This window comes from Paracoccus marcusii (assembly GCF_028621715.1).
GTDB lineage: Bacteria > Pseudomonadota > Alphaproteobacteria > Rhodobacterales > Rhodobacteraceae > Paracoccus > Paracoccus marcusii.
Genome location: NZ_CP117466.1, coordinates 917,157 through 932,295 on the forward strand (window position 1 = coordinate 917,157; position 15,139 = coordinate 932,295).

Annotated in this window: 14 protein-coding genes; 7 read left to right on the forward strand and 7 right to left on the reverse strand. The window is 70.4% G+C overall.

The window, feature by feature from the left end:
- The first annotated feature begins 52 nt into the window (after positions 1-52).
- Positions 53-475: a hypothetical protein gene (locus tag PRL19_RS04435; protein ID WP_273744013.1), complete on the forward strand. Its 423-nt coding sequence runs from the start codon at positions 53-55 to the stop codon at positions 473-475.
- On the opposite strand, the gene PRL19_RS04440 is transcribed toward PRL19_RS04435, so the two are convergent.
- From PRL19_RS04440 to PRL19_RS04455, 4 genes are all read right to left on the reverse strand, one after another.
- Entirely contained in the window at positions 476-1,216 is a 741-nt protein-coding gene (locus tag PRL19_RS04440; protein ID WP_273744014.1) for an amino acid ABC transporter ATP-binding protein, read from the reverse strand.
- The gene (locus PRL19_RS04445) at positions 1,213-1,887 is read right to left on the reverse strand and encodes an amino acid ABC transporter permease (protein WP_045981920.1); all 675 of its coding nucleotides are present in this window, start codon (positions 1,885-1,887) and stop codon (positions 1,213-1,215) included. Before PRL19_RS04445 ends, PRL19_RS04440 begins: the two co-directional genes overlap by 4 nt.
- A 1-nt stretch (position 1,888) precedes the next feature.
- Positions 1,889-2,644 carry an amino acid ABC transporter substrate-binding protein gene (locus tag PRL19_RS04450; protein ID WP_045981919.1) on the reverse strand — a complete coding sequence of 252 codons (756 nt, stop codon included), beginning with the start codon at positions 2,642-2,644 and terminating at the stop codon, positions 1,889-1,891.
- A 172-nt stretch (positions 2,645-2,816) separates the two neighbouring features.
- The gene (locus PRL19_RS04455) at positions 2,817-3,443 is read right to left on the reverse strand and encodes an enoyl-CoA hydratase/isomerase family protein (RefSeq protein ID WP_273744015.1); all 627 of its coding nucleotides are present in this window, start codon (positions 3,441-3,443) and stop codon (positions 2,817-2,819) included.
- Positions 3,444-3,518: 75 nt separating this feature from the next.
- On the opposite strand from PRL19_RS04455, the gene PRL19_RS04460 reads away from it, so the two are divergent.
- From PRL19_RS04460 to PRL19_RS04470, 3 genes are all read left to right on the forward strand, one after another.
- Positions 3,519-5,141, forward strand: coding sequence for a hypothetical protein (locus tag PRL19_RS04460; RefSeq protein WP_273744016.1), 1,623 nt, complete (start codon positions 3,519-3,521; stop codon positions 5,139-5,141).
- Positions 5,142-5,207: 66 nt separating this feature from the next.
- Positions 5,208-6,569 carry a TldD/PmbA family protein gene (locus tag PRL19_RS04465; protein ID WP_273744017.1) on the forward strand — a complete coding sequence of 454 codons (1,362 nt, stop codon included), beginning with the start codon at positions 5,208-5,210 and terminating at the stop codon, positions 6,567-6,569.
- Complete coding sequence (locus tag PRL19_RS04470) at positions 6,556-7,332, forward strand: 3'(2'),5'-bisphosphate nucleotidase CysQ (RefSeq protein WP_273744018.1); 777 nt, start codon at positions 6,556-6,558, stop codon at positions 7,330-7,332. Before PRL19_RS04465 ends, PRL19_RS04470 begins: the two co-directional genes overlap by 14 nt.
- On the opposite strand, the gene PRL19_RS04475 is transcribed toward PRL19_RS04470, so the two are convergent.
- Complete coding sequence (locus PRL19_RS04475) at positions 7,329-8,867, reverse strand: AfsR/SARP family transcriptional regulator (protein ID WP_273744019.1); 1,539 nt, start codon at positions 8,865-8,867, stop codon at positions 7,329-7,331. The genes PRL19_RS04470 and PRL19_RS04475 overlap by 4 nt on opposite strands.
- A 97-nt stretch (positions 8,868-8,964) precedes the next feature.
- Here PRL19_RS04475 and PRL19_RS04480 point away from each other — a divergent pair, with 97 nt between their 5' ends.
- The 3 genes from PRL19_RS04480 to PRL19_RS04490 all read left to right on the forward strand — a co-directional run bounded on the left by PRL19_RS04480 (position 8,965) and on the right by PRL19_RS04490 (position 12,296).
- A complete protein-coding gene (locus tag PRL19_RS04480) occupies positions 8,965-10,023 on the forward strand; it encodes a phosphatase PAP2 family protein (RefSeq protein WP_273744020.1) in 1,059 nt (352 codons plus the stop codon).
- Positions 10,024-10,160: 137 nt separating this feature from the next.
- A complete protein-coding gene (locus tag PRL19_RS04485; protein WP_273744021.1) occupies positions 10,161-11,840 on the forward strand; it encodes a S8/S53 family peptidase in 1,680 nt (559 codons plus the stop codon).
- 78 nt (positions 11,841-11,918) lie between these two features.
- Positions 11,919-12,296 (forward strand): hypothetical protein, encoded by a 378-nt coding sequence (locus tag PRL19_RS04490; protein WP_045981913.1) that lies wholly within the window; start codon positions 11,919-11,921, stop codon positions 12,294-12,296.
- 118 nt (positions 12,297-12,414) lie between these two features.
- Here the strand turns inward: PRL19_RS04490 and PRL19_RS04495 are convergent, their stop codons facing one another.
- Positions 12,415-13,080, reverse strand: coding sequence for a PqiC family protein (locus PRL19_RS04495; RefSeq protein WP_273744022.1), 666 nt, complete (start codon positions 13,078-13,080; stop codon positions 12,415-12,417).
- Between the two features lie 2 nt (positions 13,081-13,082).
- Positions 13,083-15,134 carry a PqiB family protein gene (locus PRL19_RS04500; protein ID WP_273744024.1) on the reverse strand — a complete coding sequence of 684 codons (2,052 nt, stop codon included), beginning with the start codon at positions 15,132-15,134 and terminating at the stop codon, positions 13,083-13,085.
- Between the last annotated feature and the right edge of the window lie 5 nt (positions 15,135-15,139).

Genomic DNA, 15,139 nt, shown 5'->3' on the forward strand with positions numbered 1-15,139 from the left:
CTTGCGAACAAACCCGCGTTTTGTTGGGGAATTCGCAAGAAAGGCTATCATCATGACCCGTGCAGACAGCATCACCCGCCTTGGCTGCGCCGGCGTCGTGGCGCTGCTCAGCGTCACGCCGGCGTTGTCGGCCAGCCCCAACCAGCCGGTTCAGGGCTGGAGCGCGATGCAGGGCATCGAGCCTGCCGCCCTGCTGGAGGACATCCAGACCATGCCGGTGTCGGAAATGGCCGTCGACGACCAGCCCTATTGCGCCGATGATGCGGAAATCGCCGCGACGCTGGAACAGGATTTCGCGGAACATCCCGTCGACATGACTGGCGTGCAAGGCACGCAGCTGTGGGGGTCCGATCAGCTGGGGACATGGACACTGGTCGCGCCGCGCGATGATCAGACCAGCTGCATCATCGCCAGCGGCATCGGCTTCAGCGATGACCGCAGCACGCAGGCCTATTTCCAGGTAGCAGGGTTGTAATCAGCCCACGCGACGCAGGAAGGCCCGTGTGCGGTCGTCCTGCGGATTGCCGAAGATCTGCGCAGGCGGCCCCTGTTCCACGATCCGCCCACCTTCCATGAAGACCACCCTGTCCGCGATTTCGCGGGCAAACTGCATTTCATGGGTCACGATCAGCATGGTCTGGCGTCCGTCGGCGATGCGGCGGATCAGGTCCAGAACCTCGCCCACCCATTCGGGATCCAACGCGCTGGTCGGTTCGTCGAACAGCATCAGGTCCGCGTCCAGGGCCATTGCGCGACCGATGCCGACGCGCTGCTGCTGACCGCCGGACATGGCCGCCGGATAGCTGTCGCCCCGATCCGCCAAGCCGATCTGGGCCAGAATGTCATCCGCCCGCGCCCGCGCCTTGTCGGCGGGCCATCCGCGCACGGTGGTCAGCCCTTCGGTGATGTTGCCGCGGGCGGTCTTGTTGGCGAACAATGCATAGTTCTGGAACACGAACCCCGTCCGCCGCCGCAGGCCCAGGATCTGCGCCTTGGTCGCGCGTGTGGCATCGACCGTCACGTCGCCCATGCGGATCGTGCCCTGATCGGGCGTGTCCAGCCAGTTCAGGCAACGCAGCAGGGTCGATTTCCCAGTTCCGGACGGCCCGATGATCGCCACGCGTTCGCCCGGCTCCAGGCACAGGTCGATGCCGTCCAGGACCGTGTTGTCGCCAAAGCGCTTGACCAGTCCGGTGATCTCGATCTGACAGCTCATCGCGCGACGGCCTTTCCAAGGCTGGATTCCAGCCGGCGCTGGCCGACCGACAAGGTTTCGACGATCACCCAATAGAACAGCGCGACCACCAGGAACGCCTCCAGGTACAGAAAGCTGCCTGCGGCCTCCTTCTGGGCGGCGCCCATCATCTCGGTCACCCCCAGGGTGAAGGCCAGCGAGGTGCTTTTGATCATGTCGATAAAATAGTTCATCAGCGTCGGCGCCGCGGTCCGCGCGGCCTGGGGCAGGATGATCCGGCGCAGAAGCTGTCCCTGGGTCATGCCGATGGAGGCTGCGGCCTCCCACTGGCTGCGGTCGACGCCCAGGATGGCGCCACGGATGCTCTCGGCCATATAGGCCGAGAAATGCAGCGTCAGGCCGATGATCGCGGCGGTGACGCCGTCGATGCCGGTCATCGCAGGCACGATCTGGGGCAGGCCGAAATAGAACAGGAACAGCTGCACCAGCAGCGGCGTGCCGCGGAAGAAGCTGATGAACACCGCCACGATGCGGTCCAGGACCGGCACGCGCAGCACGCGCACGATGGCCAGCGCCGACCCCAGGGTCAGTGCCGCCACCATCGCGACGATCGCCATGAACAGCGTCAGCGGCACATAGCCCGCGATGACCGGGACCAGGTCCCACATGTAGGCGGTGTCCAGAGGCCGCATGTTACTGCGACACGGGCTGCGTCACGTCGGCATCCAGCCATTTCTGAGAGATCTCGGCCAGGGTGCCGTTCTCCTTCAGGGTGGTGATGGCCGCGTCAACGCGGTCGCGCAGCGCCTGACCGGCCTCGTCGTTGCGGAAGGGCAGGGCGTTCCTGATCTCCGAGAAGGGCTCTCCGGCCAGTTCCAGCGGCAGCGGGCTCTGCGCGATCACCTGGGCCGAGGACACGCGGTCCATGACGAAGGCGTCGACCCGGCCCAGCGCCGTGTCCTGTTCGATGTTGCTTTCATAGGTGCGGATGTCGATCTGGTCGGCATTGGGCAGTTCGCGCAGCAGCTGTTCGAAGTTCGACCCCAGGTTCACCGCGACCGTCTTGCCGTCCAGGCTGTCCGGCCCCTCGATCGCGGCCGGGTTGCCCTCGCGCGTGACGATCTGGGCGCCGTCATAGACATAGGGCTGGGTAAAGGCGAATGCCGCCTCGCGTTCGGGGGTGATGGTGATCTGGTTGGCGATGGTGTCGATGCGGTTCGATTCCAGCGCGCCGATCAGGCCCGAAAAGGACATCGTGACGAATTCGACCTCGTCGCCGGTCTCTTCGGCGATGGCGTTCAGGAAATCCACCTCGAAGCCCTGCAGTTCATCCGCACGGGTGAAGGTGAAGGGGAAATAGCCGCCGGACATGCCGACGCGGATCGTGTCGGCCGCGGCGGGCAGGGCGGTGGTCAGGGCAAGGGCGGCGGTCAGGACAAGCGTGCGCACGGGAAATCTCCATAGGTTCTTGGACGTTACCTGCGATCTGGCAATGCGATCCGCAAGCGGGGCGGTGGCAGAAAAGGACAAAGATGCGGCAGGCCGCAGCACCGCGGAACAAGCCCTGCTGGCGCAACGGCGGGCGGGGAACTTCGTTCCATGACGGGTCCGGGGACCGCGATCAAGCGCGCGAAGGCCGCGTCATCGCCTTGATCGTGGCGACATGGGCGGGGTCGGCGGCCAGGGCATCGGTGGCCAGGGCGCGCGCGGCGTCCATCAGGTCGGGCGCAGGCAGGATGCGGTCGACCAGGCCCCAGGCCAGCGCCTCGGGCGCGTCGATCCGGGCGCCGGCCATCAGGATCATCCGCGCCCGCGCGGGCCCCACCAGCGCCACCAGGCGCGCCGGGTCGCTTGGCTGCGGCAGAAAGCCCAGCCGCATCACCGGATAGAAGAACCTTGCATCGGGCACCGCCAGGCGGATGTCGCAGGCCAGCGCCATGCCGAAGGCGCCCCCGGCCAGCGACCCGTTCAGCGCGGCGACGGTCAGGCAGGGCAGGGCGGCCAGCGCGGCGGACAGATCCTCCCATTCGTGGGCCGTGGCCAGGCCGGCGCGGGCCTGGTCCAGGTCCGCGCCGGCCGAAAAGACCCGGCCCGCCCCGGTCAGGATCAGCGCCCGCGCGCCGCTGTCCAGGGCCTGCGCCACACCCGCGCGCAGGTCGCGCAGCATGCCGACGGTCAGGGCGTTCGCCTTGTCGGGGCGGTCGATCGTCAGCAGGGACAGGCCGTCCCGGTGGTGGCTGCGGATCACGACTTGTTCCCTTTCCCTTTCGGCGGCACTGTGTCAGGAATCCCCCCGATTTCAGGTTTGCGAAAGGTATCCGCCATGAACCGTCCCCTTGCAACCTCGGCGCTTGCGCTGATCCTGGGCGCGGGCCCGGCCCTTGCAGACGTCACCCCCGCCGAAGTCTGGCAGAGCCTGCAGGACAGCTATGAACAGATGGGCTATGCGGTCCAGGTCGGGTCCGAGGATGCCTCGGACGAGGCGATCACCCTGACCGACGTGGTCCTGACCGTCGACGGAGAGGCCGATGCCCCGGACATGGTCCTGACCCTGCCCGAAATCGTGCTGACCGCGGTCGGCGACGGCACCGTGCGGTCGGTCGTGGGCGGCCAGATGACGCTGGAGAGCAGCGCCGTGCCCGAGGGCGACGACGAGGCCGTGGGCTTTTCGATGACCATGGACGCCCCCGGCAACGAGACGATCAGCTCGGGCACGCCCGAGGCGCTGACCCATGACGTGACCATGCCCACGCTAACCATGTCGGGCCGCGCGCTGGACGACCGGAACGAGGTTCCGCTGACCGCCACGCTGACCGGCGTCACCGGCAGCCAGACCGTCACCACCGCCGCCGACGGCGCCAGCACCCAGACCTTCGAGGGTCGCGCCGATGCGCTGGAGGCGCAGATCACCGCCTCGGGGCCGTCGCTTGCCGCCACAGATGCGCCTGAAACCGAAACCGCGCCCGACGCCACCGACGCGCCGGAGGCATCCGAGGCGCCCGACGCCCCGGCGGCCACCGCAGAGACGGACGATTTCCAGGCCACGATCACCATCGCCGACCTGACCATGCAGGGCGACGGCACCAGCCCTGCGGGCGAGCTCAACTTTGGCAGCCAGCCCACGCAGGCGCTGCAGGCGGGCTTTGGTGGCAAGGGCAGCTTTGCGATGGGCGCGACCAGCGGCAGCTTCACTGCCAGCACCCTGACCGCGGATGGCAGCCGCAACGATTCCGAAGGCAGCTTCCAGGCGGCAAGCGGCACGCTGGCCGTCGGCATCTCCAAGGACGGCCTGTCCTATGAAGGCGGGCTGACCGACATGACGACCAACCTGACCGCCACGGACATGCCCTTCCCGATCGCCTATGGCGCGGCGGAGAACCGGTTCCGGCTGGCCATGCCGATCGTGGCATCCGATCAGGAGCAGCCCTTTGCGTTGACCTATGTCCTGGACGGGCTGACGCTGGACGACGCGATCTGGCAGGCGCTGGACCCCGAGGCGGCGCTGCCGCGCGATCCGGCCAGCCTGACCATCGACGTGGAAGGGACGGCGCTGCTGACGCAGAACTTCATGGATCCCGACTTTCCGCAGCCGGTGGAGCCGGGTCCGGACGGCGCCGCGCCCATGCCTCTGCAGCCGCGCAGCCTGACCATCAAGGAACTGGCCCTGGACGCCGTGGGCGCCACCGCCGACCTGTCCGGTGCGCTGACCTTCGGCGAGGATCCCAGCCAGCCCCTGGGCAAGATCGAGGGCACGTTCGGCGGCATCAACGGCCTGCTGGACACGCTGGTCGCGATGGGCGTCGTGCCGCAGGAGCAGCTGATGGGTCCGCGCATGATGATGGCGATGTTCGCCCGCCCGGTCGAGGGCAACCCCGACCAGCTGCAGACCGAGATCGAGTTCCGCGAGGGTGGCGCGATCTTTGCCAACGGCCAGCAGATCCAGTGATCCGCATCCCTTGACAGCGGGCCGGGGCATCCGTCCCGGCCTGATCCTTTCGCCTGTGAGGCCCGCATGACCGACGCCGCCGACCCCCTTCGCCTTCAGCGCCTGTCCGAGGCGCTGATCGATGCCGCGCGCCGTGCCGGGGCCGACCAGGCCGACGCGCTGGCCGTCGACGGGCGGTCCGTCAGCATCGACATGCGGGCCCGCGCGCTGGAACAGGCCGAACGCGCCGAAGGGCTGGAGATCGGGCTGCGCGTGCTGGTGGGCGGGCGCCAGGCGGCGGTGTCGTCGTCCGACCACCGCGACGCCGCCATCGTCGAGATGGCCGCCCGCGCCGTCGCCATGGCGCGCGAGGCGCCGGTGGACGATCATCTGGGCCTTGCCGATCCCGGCCAGCTGGCGCGCCATCGCGACGCCGTCGGCCTGGAACTGGCCGAGGACGCGCCGGAACCCGAACCCCAGCACCTGCAGGACCTGGCACAGCGCGCCGAGGCCGCGGCGCTGGACGTGGCGGGGATCTCTCAGGTCGAGGCGGCCAATGCCAGCTACAGCCAGCGGCGCATGTGGCTGGCCGCGTCGAACGGGTTTTCGGGCGGCTATGCCCGAACCGGGCATTCGCTGTCGGTCGTGGCGATCACCGGCGAGGGGCTGCGAATGGAGCGCGATTATGCGGGCGAATCCCGCACCTTCGCCGCCGACCTGCCCACCCCCGAGGAGATCGGCGCCCTGGCCGCGGAACGCACGCTGGCCCGCGCAGGCGGGCGCAAGCCGCCGACGGGCGCCTATCCCATCCTTTATGACCGCCGCGTGTCGGCCTCGCTGATCGGCCATCTGCTGTCGGCGGTGAACGGGTCGTCCATCGCGCGCGGGGCCAGCTGGCTGCGGCGCGACCTGGGCCAACCCGTCCTGCCCGCCGGGATGGACCTGGCCGAGGACCCGCTGCGCCCGCGCTATCCCTCGTCGCGCCCCTTCGATGCCGAGGGACTGCCCACACGGGCGCGGATGATCGTGGCCGACGGCGTGCTGCAGGGCTGGACGCTGGACCTGGCCACGGCGCGCAAGCTGGGCATGGACAGCACCGCATCGGCGGCGCGGGGGCTGGCCTCCAGCCCGTCCCCCAGCCACAGCAACGTCATCCTGACGCCGGGGCGCGTCAGCCGCCAGGACCTGATCGAACGGATGGGCACCGGCCTGATCGTGACGTCGATGCTGGGGGCGTCGGTGAATGGCACCACGGGCGATTATTCCCGCGGCGCGGCCGGGTTCTGGGTTCAGGACGGCCGCATCGCCTGGCCGGTGAACGAATGCACCATCGCGGGCAACCTGCGCGACATGCTGATGACGCTGGAGGCCGCCGACGACGCCCTGCCGTGGCGCGGAACCGAGGTGCCCAGCCTGCTGGTCCGGGGCATGACCGTTGCCGGGGGCTGAGGCCGACCTGGACCTGCTGACCGCCGCCGCGCGGGACGCGGGGCGGATCGCCCTGCGGTTCTGGCGGCGCGATCCGCAGGCCTGGGACAAGGGCGGCGGCGCGGGCCCGGTGACCGAGGCCGACCTGGCGGTCAACGACGCCCTGCACGCGACCCTGACCGCCGCGCGCCCCGATTACGGCTGGCTGTCCGAGGAATCCGAGGCCGACCCCGCCCGCCTTGACGCCGAACATTGCTTCATCATCGACCCGATCGACGGCACCCGCGCCTTCATCGACGGGCAGGACGGGTTTTCCCATTCGCTGGCCGTGGCACGGGGCGACCGGATCGTGGCCGCGGTCGTCCACCTGCCGGTGCTGGACCTGACCTATGCCGCCCATGTCGACGGCCCCGCCACGCTGAACGGCGCCCCCATCGCCCCGACCGATGCAGCGATCGAGGGCGCACGGGTGCTGACCTATCGCGCGGTGGCCGATGCGCCGAACTGGCACAGCGGCATGCCCGGATTCCGGCGCGAGTTCCGGTCTTCGCTGGCGTGGCGGCTGTGCCTTGCGGCCGAGGGACGGTTCGACGCGGCGCTGTCGCTGCGCGCGGCGTGGGAATGGGACATCGCCGCCGGGGCGCTGATCGCGGAACGCGCGGGCGCGCGCGTGACCGACCGGCGGGGCCAGCCGATGCGGTTCAACAGCGAGGCCGCGCAGGTGGACGGGCTGATCGTGGCGGGCTCGCGCCTGCACGGCGCGCTGCTGGCCGCGCTGCGCTAGATCAGCCGTGATCCCGCGACCTGCAGCAGGCCCAGCCTGCGCAGGCTGTCCACCGGGTATCCGTCGCTGCCCATCAGGTCCAGGCTGAAATCCGGCTCCAGCCTGCGCAGGGCCAGCAGGGCGCGAACGGTGCCTTCCTCGTCGCGCTGCGCGTACCGCAGGGCGGCCAGGAAGCGCAGGGCAGGGCGGTTGTCGGGGGCAAAGCGGTGCACGGCCTCCAGGTGGCGGGTGGCGGCGGACAGATCGCCCGCGCGCATCATCGCCACCCCGATTCCCAAGTGCCAATTGGCGGGGTTCAGACTGGACAGCGCCTGGTCCAGCCCGGCCCGCGCCTGCGCCGCGGAATCGGCAAAGCGGTCGACACCGGTCAGCGCGCGGGAATGGGCCAGCCGCGCCAGGGGGTTGCCCGGATCGGCCAGTACGGCCTGGCGCGACAGGTCGAAGGCGATCTGGTCGCGGTCCAGATAGGCCTCGACCACCGATTGCACGGCCAGGGCGGTGGCGTGGAAGGGCGCGGCCCGACGGGCGCGGGCGGCAAGCTCTGCCGCCTCGGCGATGGCCTGGCGGGGATCGGGGGTCAGGCGTTCAAAGGCGTGGGTCGTGCGGATCCAGGCGCGCAGCGACAAGGTCACCGCCGGGGTGATGCTGTCGCCCAGCTGCGCCAGGACCTGATCGGCGTGCGCCAAACGGGACGCGGAAAAGCTGAACACGTCCGCGAACGAGATTCCCATCGCCGCCCCAAGCGCCCGCCCCTGGTCCAGCACCTGCAGCATCCCCAGGCAGCAGCGCGCGGCCAGGTCGTCCAGCTGTCCATCCAGGCCGGCCAGCGGCGCCGTCAGCCGCTGTGACCACATCACCCGGCCCGACGGCTGGTGGATCAGCCGCACCAGCAGGCTGAAGACGCCGCCCTGCACGTTCGCCATCGACGATACCCGCACATAGGCCCCCCGCGGCGCAGCCCCCGGCGATAGGACCGCGATGGGCAGCAGGTCTGCGGCCCTGCCCGCGGCCTCGGACAGGATCATCGTGGCAAGCACCATCGCGTCCTGCCCGATGGACACCGGATCGGACAGCAGCAGGTCGGGCAGCGCATCCGCCGTGGCGACCTGGGGCGTACGGGCGGCCGCGGTCTGGCGCGCATCGCGCAGCCAGTCCTCGAACTCGGGGTCGGGGATGTCCAGGTCGGCCGCGAATTCGGGCACCTGGCCGTCTGGACCAGGGCGGGCGGCCAGATCCACCTGCACCCAGTCGGGGTCCAGCCCGACCCAGCCCGGCCCCGTGACCAGCGCGTCGCGGGCGGGGCCAAGGCCCTGGCGGATCTCTCTCAGCAGCTGGCGCAGGCTGGCATTGCCGTGATCGGGGTCGCGGTCACTGAACAGCAGGTCCTGCAGCCGCGCCCGCGTGACGCGCAGGCCCCGGGCCGTGCCCAGTACCGCCAGCGCCCCCCGGGCCCGCATGCCCCGCGGCGTCAGACGGCGGTCGCCCGGGCCGGTCATCTCGACCGGACCGATCAGGTGCAGGGTCAGACGGTCCATGGCGTTGTCCCAAAGGGCGATTTGCAAAAGGTTATCCAATCACGGCTTCGTGTGATAGATTAATCAGGTCACCCGTTCCTGTTTTCCCTGGTGCATCATGTCCCTGTTCCACGCCAAACATGCCAAGCATGCCAAGTCCGACGACATACCGGACGGCCAGGGGGCGCTTTTGTCCCTTGCCCTGATGCGCACGCGCGATGCGATCGCGGGGACCGAGGATCCGCAGGGCCGGGGCGGTTCCCCCGCCATGCTGGCGCCGGGTGCGCGGCTGGCGCGGCTGGACCCGGACCACCGCGCCGCAATCCTGTTGGCGGAACTGTCCGAGGATCTGCCCCTGTCGGCCGATGACGGGGTCGCCGGTGCATCATCCGCCAGCCTGCTGTGCCGCCAGGCGGACGGAACCTGCGCCTCGCTGGTGCGGATCGACCGGCCCGATCTGGTGCAGTTCCGCGAGGCTGCGGCGATGGTCGGGCATTACGCCGAACTGCGCCCCGACCGCGCCCCCGAGATCGAGGTCCAGACCCACGGCCTGATGCCGTTCTTTGCCGCGATCCGCCCCCTGGAGGCGTCGCGGAACCCCGCCACGCTGGAGATGCTGGCCCGTGCGCTGGACCTGACCACCGCCGCGGTCATGCGTCTCAAGCTTGCGTTGGCATGCCCGCGCCCCACGCAATTCAGCGACCTGATCCAGCCGATGATCGCCTGTCCCAGCCATCCTACCCTGCCCAGTGGCCATGCGACCCAGGCCTTTTGCCTGGCCACGCTGCTGACGCGGCTGGACGACCCACGGGCGCCGCTGCGGGCCGACGACCCGCTGTTCCGACTGGCCTGTCGAATCGCGGTGAACCGGACGGTGGCCGGAGTGCATTTCCCCGCCGACAGCGCCGCGGGGGCGGTGCTGGGGATGCAGCTGGCGCATTACATGCTGGCCCGCGCCGATCCGGCCGCGACCGCCCACGGTGCGCAGTTCGACGGGCGGCTTTATCACGACGGCGGGGCCGTGCGCGATTTCCACTATGGCATTCTGACCGAAATTCTGAACGACGCCGATCCCGCCACAAGGCTCAGGGGACCTGCACTGACCCCGCGCCCCGCACCGTTATGGGCCACGCTGGTCGCGCGCGCCCGGGACGAACGGGCGGACCAGTGGAGCTGAGAGCCATATGGACCACCCCGGGTGCCGCCCCGGCGGGGCTGTCGCCCGCGCTGGTGGAGTGGTGCCAGCGACACCGAGTCCCCCCGCCCACATCCGCGCCCGACCTTCCCGCGCTGATGGCGCAGGCGTTCGGGCGGATGGATCGGTCCTGGTTCCTGCCATCCGCGGTCCTGCCCCCGGACGCGGTGAACCGTGACCCGGCCCCTGCGGGCGCCGGTCCGCTGATGGCTGCGGGCGCGCTGCCGGACCCGGACCGTGGCTGCATCATCGCCGTCATCGACGATGCCATTCCGTTCGCACATCAGCACCTGCGCCTGCCGGGGGCGCTGTCGCGGGTGGCGTCGCTGTGGGTCCAGGATGCCCGCGTCGATCCCGACGGTCCGGGCCGCGACCTGTCATGGGGAATCGAGCTGCGGGGCGACAGGATCGGCGGCTGGCTGGCGGGACTGGAATCGGGTGCGATCGCGGCCGAGGATGCGGTCTATCGCAGGGCCGGGGTCGTGGCGATGGACCGCCGCACGACGCACAGCGCGGCCTTTGCCGCGGGTCACGGCGCGGCGGTGGCGCTGTTGGCCGCGGGCTTTGCACCGAACGATCCGCGTGCCCGCAATCATCCGGTGATCGGGGTGACGCTGGCCCCCGGGGTGATCGCGGACACCTCGGCCACGCTGGCCCAGGACCCGCTGCTGGCCGCCATCGTCTTCGTCATCACCCGCGCCCGGATGCTGTGTCGCCAGGTCGAGGCCGCGCATGGCCTGCCCGTGGACAGCGTGCGCCTGCCCGTGGTGCTGAACCTCAGTCTGGGGCTGACGGCGGGGCCGCGCGACGGCACGGGCCTGCTGGAACGTTTCTTGGATGCGCTGGCGACCCATGCGTCCACCGGACTGGGGCCGGTGCATGCGGTGTTGCCGACCGGCAATCATCGCATGGCGCGCCTGCGCGCGACCCTGCGTCCCCAGGGCAGGATCGGATGGCAACTGCCGCCCGACGACGCGACCCAGACCCCGCTGGAGATCTGGGGGCCGGTCCGTCCCTCGCGACCGGACTGGCCCATGCGGATCGGGCTGACGCCACCCGGCGGGACCGAGGCCCGGACCCGCTTTTGCGCCCCCGCCCAGTCCAGCACGCTGCGCGACGGGCGGGGGCGCGATCTGGGGCGGGCGTTCTATCGGGTGATGCCGCATCCCGACGGCTGGCGCGAATGCATGACGCTGATCATGGCGCCGACCTGCCCCGCGGCCGCGGGCGACAGCTGGGCGCCGCCCGGCCGGTGGGGGCTGACGCTGGTGCAGGGGGACGGCGATCACGCGGTATCGGTCCAGCGTGACGACGTCCTGCGCGGTTTCCCGCGAGAGGCGCGGCAAAGCTGGCTGTCCCAGCCCGCCTATGCCGACATGGACGCCCGGGGGTTTCCCGTCCTGCTGGACCCGCGGGCCGCTGGCCCCGCGCGGGTGCAGCGGGCGGACACGGTGAACGCCTATGCGACGGGGCGGCACAGCCTGCGGGTGGGCGCGGTGGACCGGAGCGGGCGGGGGCTGGCCTATGCGTCGTTGATCGGGGTGGCGCAGGGCGGTGATCTCTTGGCCTGCGTGGACCGGTCGCAGGCCCGGCCCGGCATGATCGTGCGCGGCCGCACCAGCGGCAGCTTTGCCGTGATGAGCGGCAGCTCGATGGCGGCCCCTCAGGCGACACGCTGGCTGGCCGGACACCTGGCCGACGGGGCGCGGCCCGACAGCCGCGCGGCGATCATCCGGCTGGTGCAGGGGGCGACAGACGTCCCCGTGCCGGTCCTGCCGACCGACCCGCCGCGGGACTGATCCTTTCACGCCGCTTTCACGGCGGCATGCGAATCACGATGCACAGGACGAACGGATCGTCCGCACGGGGGACAGGCGATGAAGGACAAGGACACCGCGGAATTCCAGGACATGCTGGCCGCCCTGCGGATGCTGGGCGCGGACCCGGCGCCCGGCGCGTCGGTCGGGCGGGCGATGGCGCGGATGCAGACCACCGGCACCGCCGACCGGCCCAGTTGGGCCGCGCTGCAGCGGCTGGAGCGCGAGAACGAGCTGTTGATCGATCACGCGGAGATGCTGGCCTGCGCGCTTGGCGCCTGTCCGAACTGTTGGGGCACGCTTGAGGATTGCGAGGAATGCGGCGGCGTCGGGCGGCCCGGCGCCTTCAACCCGGACCGCACCTGCTTTGACCATTTCGTTCTGCCGGTCATCATCCGGGTGCTGGGCCACGGGCCCACCGAGACATCCGGCGCCTGATCCGCGCCGGAAGGGATACCTGCAGGGCCGTCTGTCGTGAGCGGTGTGGTGGTATTGGTGCCCGTCCTGCGGGTGGATCGGCGGAAGGCCGTCTGGGGCGGCCTTCCGCCGATCTTTTTCAGAACAACGGCGGCAGGTCGAACGGATCGGACGCGGCCGGACGCGTGGTGGCGATGGTCGCCCCCGGCCCCGACAGCGTCGCGATCTGCTGCGCCAGGATCGAGATCGCCTGGCTGGCTGCGGCCGCCGTCGCGGCCGGCCCCTGCGCGGTCATCGGAACGCGGATGTCAAAGCTGCGCGCGTGGTTCGTGCCGCCCCCCGACAGGCCGTCGTCGGACACGAAATACCGCCCCGACAGGCGATAGGTGGTGTCGGCCTGCGCCAGGGCGCGTTCGACGCGCACCTCCAGCACGCGGGCCGGGGGCTGGGCCAGGGGCCAGGGCTCGCTGATGACGGTGGCGCCCGACACGTCGCTGATCGCGCGGGCCAGCGTCGTGGTGAAGGACCGGGCCGGGTCGTCCGCCCACAGGTTGTCCGAATTGGACCGCACCGCCCCGTCGCCGGTCTGGAACGCGACCTCCTGGTCGGCGGCGTATTCGGGCAGGGACACGTCCTTGAGTTCCGCGGTGCCAAGGCGGTTGGGCACCTGGACCCCGGCCACCGGCGGGTCGATCAGGAAACGCCCGGTCTTTTCCGGATTGGAACAGGCGCCCAGCAGGGACGCCCCGATCAGGACGGCGATGGGCAGGGCAGGCAGGCGCAGGGCGCAGTGGGGCAGCATCATGTCTATCGTCCCAGAATGAAGGCGCGGGGGTTGCGTTCGATCAGCCGGGCGACCGAACCGATGGAGGAGGTGGCACGCCGCAGCTCGCGCAGCGCCCCGATCAGTTCGTTGTTAAAGGCCGACCGGTCGCCATAGCTGGCGAACAGCGTGTCGGCCCGCGCCGCGGTGACCTGCAGGCGCTGCAGCAGGTCGGGCAGCTGCTGGACCGAGGCCGCGATCTGGTCGGCGGCCTGGCTGGCGCTGTCCAGCGCGCTGTTCAGGCTGCCTACGGCGTTGCCGTCGCGCAGGTCGTCCAGCAGGCCGGTGGCCGATTCCAGCACGTTGGACAGGTTGCGCGGCAGCTGTTCGGCATCTTCGCTGCCCAGCATGGCGCGCAGGTCGGCCAGGATTCCCTCGGCCTGCAGGCTGATCTCGGCAAAGCCGAACTCCTCGACCGAGGCTGCGGCGCTGTCGATCTGTTCGACCATCTCGGGGACGCCCACGGCGGCCTCGGACACGGCGGTGAAGGCGGCGGAGGCCTCGTCCAGCATCCGGGCCAGGGTCTGGCCGCTTTCGGCCTGCCGCAGATCGCCCGTGATGGCGCTGATGTCGGCCAGGGCAACGCTGCCCCCCTCAATCGCCTCGCGCAGCGCACCGGGGATCGCACGGGTATCCTGCGAGGTCGCCAGCGCGGTGATCCCGTCCAGCGTGTCGCGGGCCGAGGTCAGCAGCTCCTCGATGGGCAGGTTGCCGATGCGGTTGACCAGCCCCTGGGCGCTGGCGGTGAAATCGTCCAGATCGCCGGGCACCGACGGGATCAGCGGATTCGGACCCGTTTCCAGGTCGATCGTCGCCGGGGCCGCATCGGGCATGTCGACCAGTTCGACCATCAGGGTGGTGCCCAGGAACCCGGCGCTGGCCACACGCGCGCGCAGGCCGTCGCCGACCTCCTCGGTCAGCAGGGCCAGCGCGTCGTCGGCGGTCGATCCGTCCGGCAGGCCCATCCGCCGCGGAGAGATCACCATGCTGACCAGCTGGCGCGGCACAGTGTTGCCCTGCTCATCCTCGGACAGGCTGACGGCCAGGTCGGTCACGCGACCGACGCGCAGGCCCTGGAACTGGACATCGGCGCCGGTGGACAGGCCCTCGACGCTGTCGTCGATCAGGATCCCCACGCGCAGCAGGCGGGTGTCGTCATCCTCGAACCGGGCGGTGCGGGCGGTGCCCTCGTCCGGCTGAACGGCGAATTCCTGTCCGGGTTCGATGGGCGTGCCGCCGCTGACGAAGGTCTCGAAGGCCACGCCGCCCTGCAGGAGCGACGACAGCGAATTGACGTTCAGCGCCACCCCCTGCGTCCCAAGCGAGACCGAGAAGCCGGACGTGTCCCAGAAGACGGTCGCGCTGGTCAGCCGCGCGTCATGGGGCGCCTCGACAAAGGCGTCCACGATGACGCGGTCGGTGCCGGAATCCACGCGGATGTTCTCCAGCCGACCAACTTGCACACCGCGGAACAGGACCGGGGCGCCTTCGGACAGGCCGTCGGCGGTCTCCATCGACAGGGTGACCCAAGTGCCGGGCTGATCGTTGCGGATCAGCGGCGGGCGGTCCAGTCCGGTGAAACGTGCGGCCGGCTCGGACACCTCGGCGTCCCAGTAACCCTCGATGAAGGCGCCACTGAGGACCGTGTCCAGACGGGTGACCCCCTGGGCGCTGACCTGCGGGCGGACGATCCAGAAGGACGCGTCGGCATCGATGAACTGCGCCACGTCGGTGTCCACGCGGACCGACACCACGACCCGCGACAGATCGTCGGTGAACTTGACCCCCTCGACCCCGCCCACGGTGATCTCGCGAAAGCGCAGGGTGGTCTCTCCGGGCGTGATGCCGGTGGCGTCTGCGAATTCGATCTCGATCACGCTGCCCCGGTCGCGGAACGCGTTCCAGGCGATGCCAAGCGTCACGATCAGCGCCACGATGGGCACGATCCAGATGACGTTGATACCGGCCTGGGCCGCGCGGGCGGCCGTCTTGCGCACCGGGCTGGCCGGCGTCAGGGGCGGGGGTGTGTCCGTCATGAGGT

Coding starts and splice junctions, on each gene's coding strand:
- PRL19_RS04495 (WP_273744022.1), bottom strand. CDS start 13,080: ATGATGCTGCCCCACTGCGCCCTGCGCCTGCCTGCCCTGCCCATCGCC.
- PRL19_RS04465 (WP_273744017.1), top strand. CDS start 5,208: ATGACCGACGCCGCCGACCCCCTTCGCCTTCAGCGCCTGTCCGAGGCG.
- PRL19_RS04445 (WP_045981920.1), bottom strand. CDS start 1,887: ATGCGGCCTCTGGACACCGCCTACATGTGGGACCTGGTCCCGGTCATC.
- PRL19_RS04500 (WP_273744024.1), bottom strand. CDS start 15,134: ATGACGGACACACCCCCGCCCCTGACGCCGGCCAGCCCGGTGCGCAAG.
- PRL19_RS04435 (WP_273744013.1), top strand. CDS start 53: ATGACCCGTGCAGACAGCATCACCCGCCTTGGCTGCGCCGGCGTCGTG.
- PRL19_RS04485 (WP_273744021.1), top strand. CDS start 10,161: ATGGATCGGTCCTGGTTCCTGCCATCCGCGGTCCTGCCCCCGGACGCG.
- PRL19_RS04490 (WP_045981913.1), top strand. CDS start 11,919: ATGAAGGACAAGGACACCGCGGAATTCCAGGACATGCTGGCCGCCCTG.
- PRL19_RS04480 (WP_273744020.1), top strand. CDS start 8,965: ATGTCCCTGTTCCACGCCAAACATGCCAAGCATGCCAAGTCCGACGAC.
- PRL19_RS04460 (WP_273744016.1), top strand. CDS start 3,519: ATGAACCGTCCCCTTGCAACCTCGGCGCTTGCGCTGATCCTGGGCGCG.
- PRL19_RS04440 (WP_273744014.1), bottom strand. CDS start 1,216: ATGAGCTGTCAGATCGAGATCACCGGACTGGTCAAGCGCTTTGGCGAC.
- PRL19_RS04475 (WP_273744019.1), bottom strand. CDS start 8,867: ATGGACCGTCTGACCCTGCACCTGATCGGTCCGGTCGAGATGACCGGC.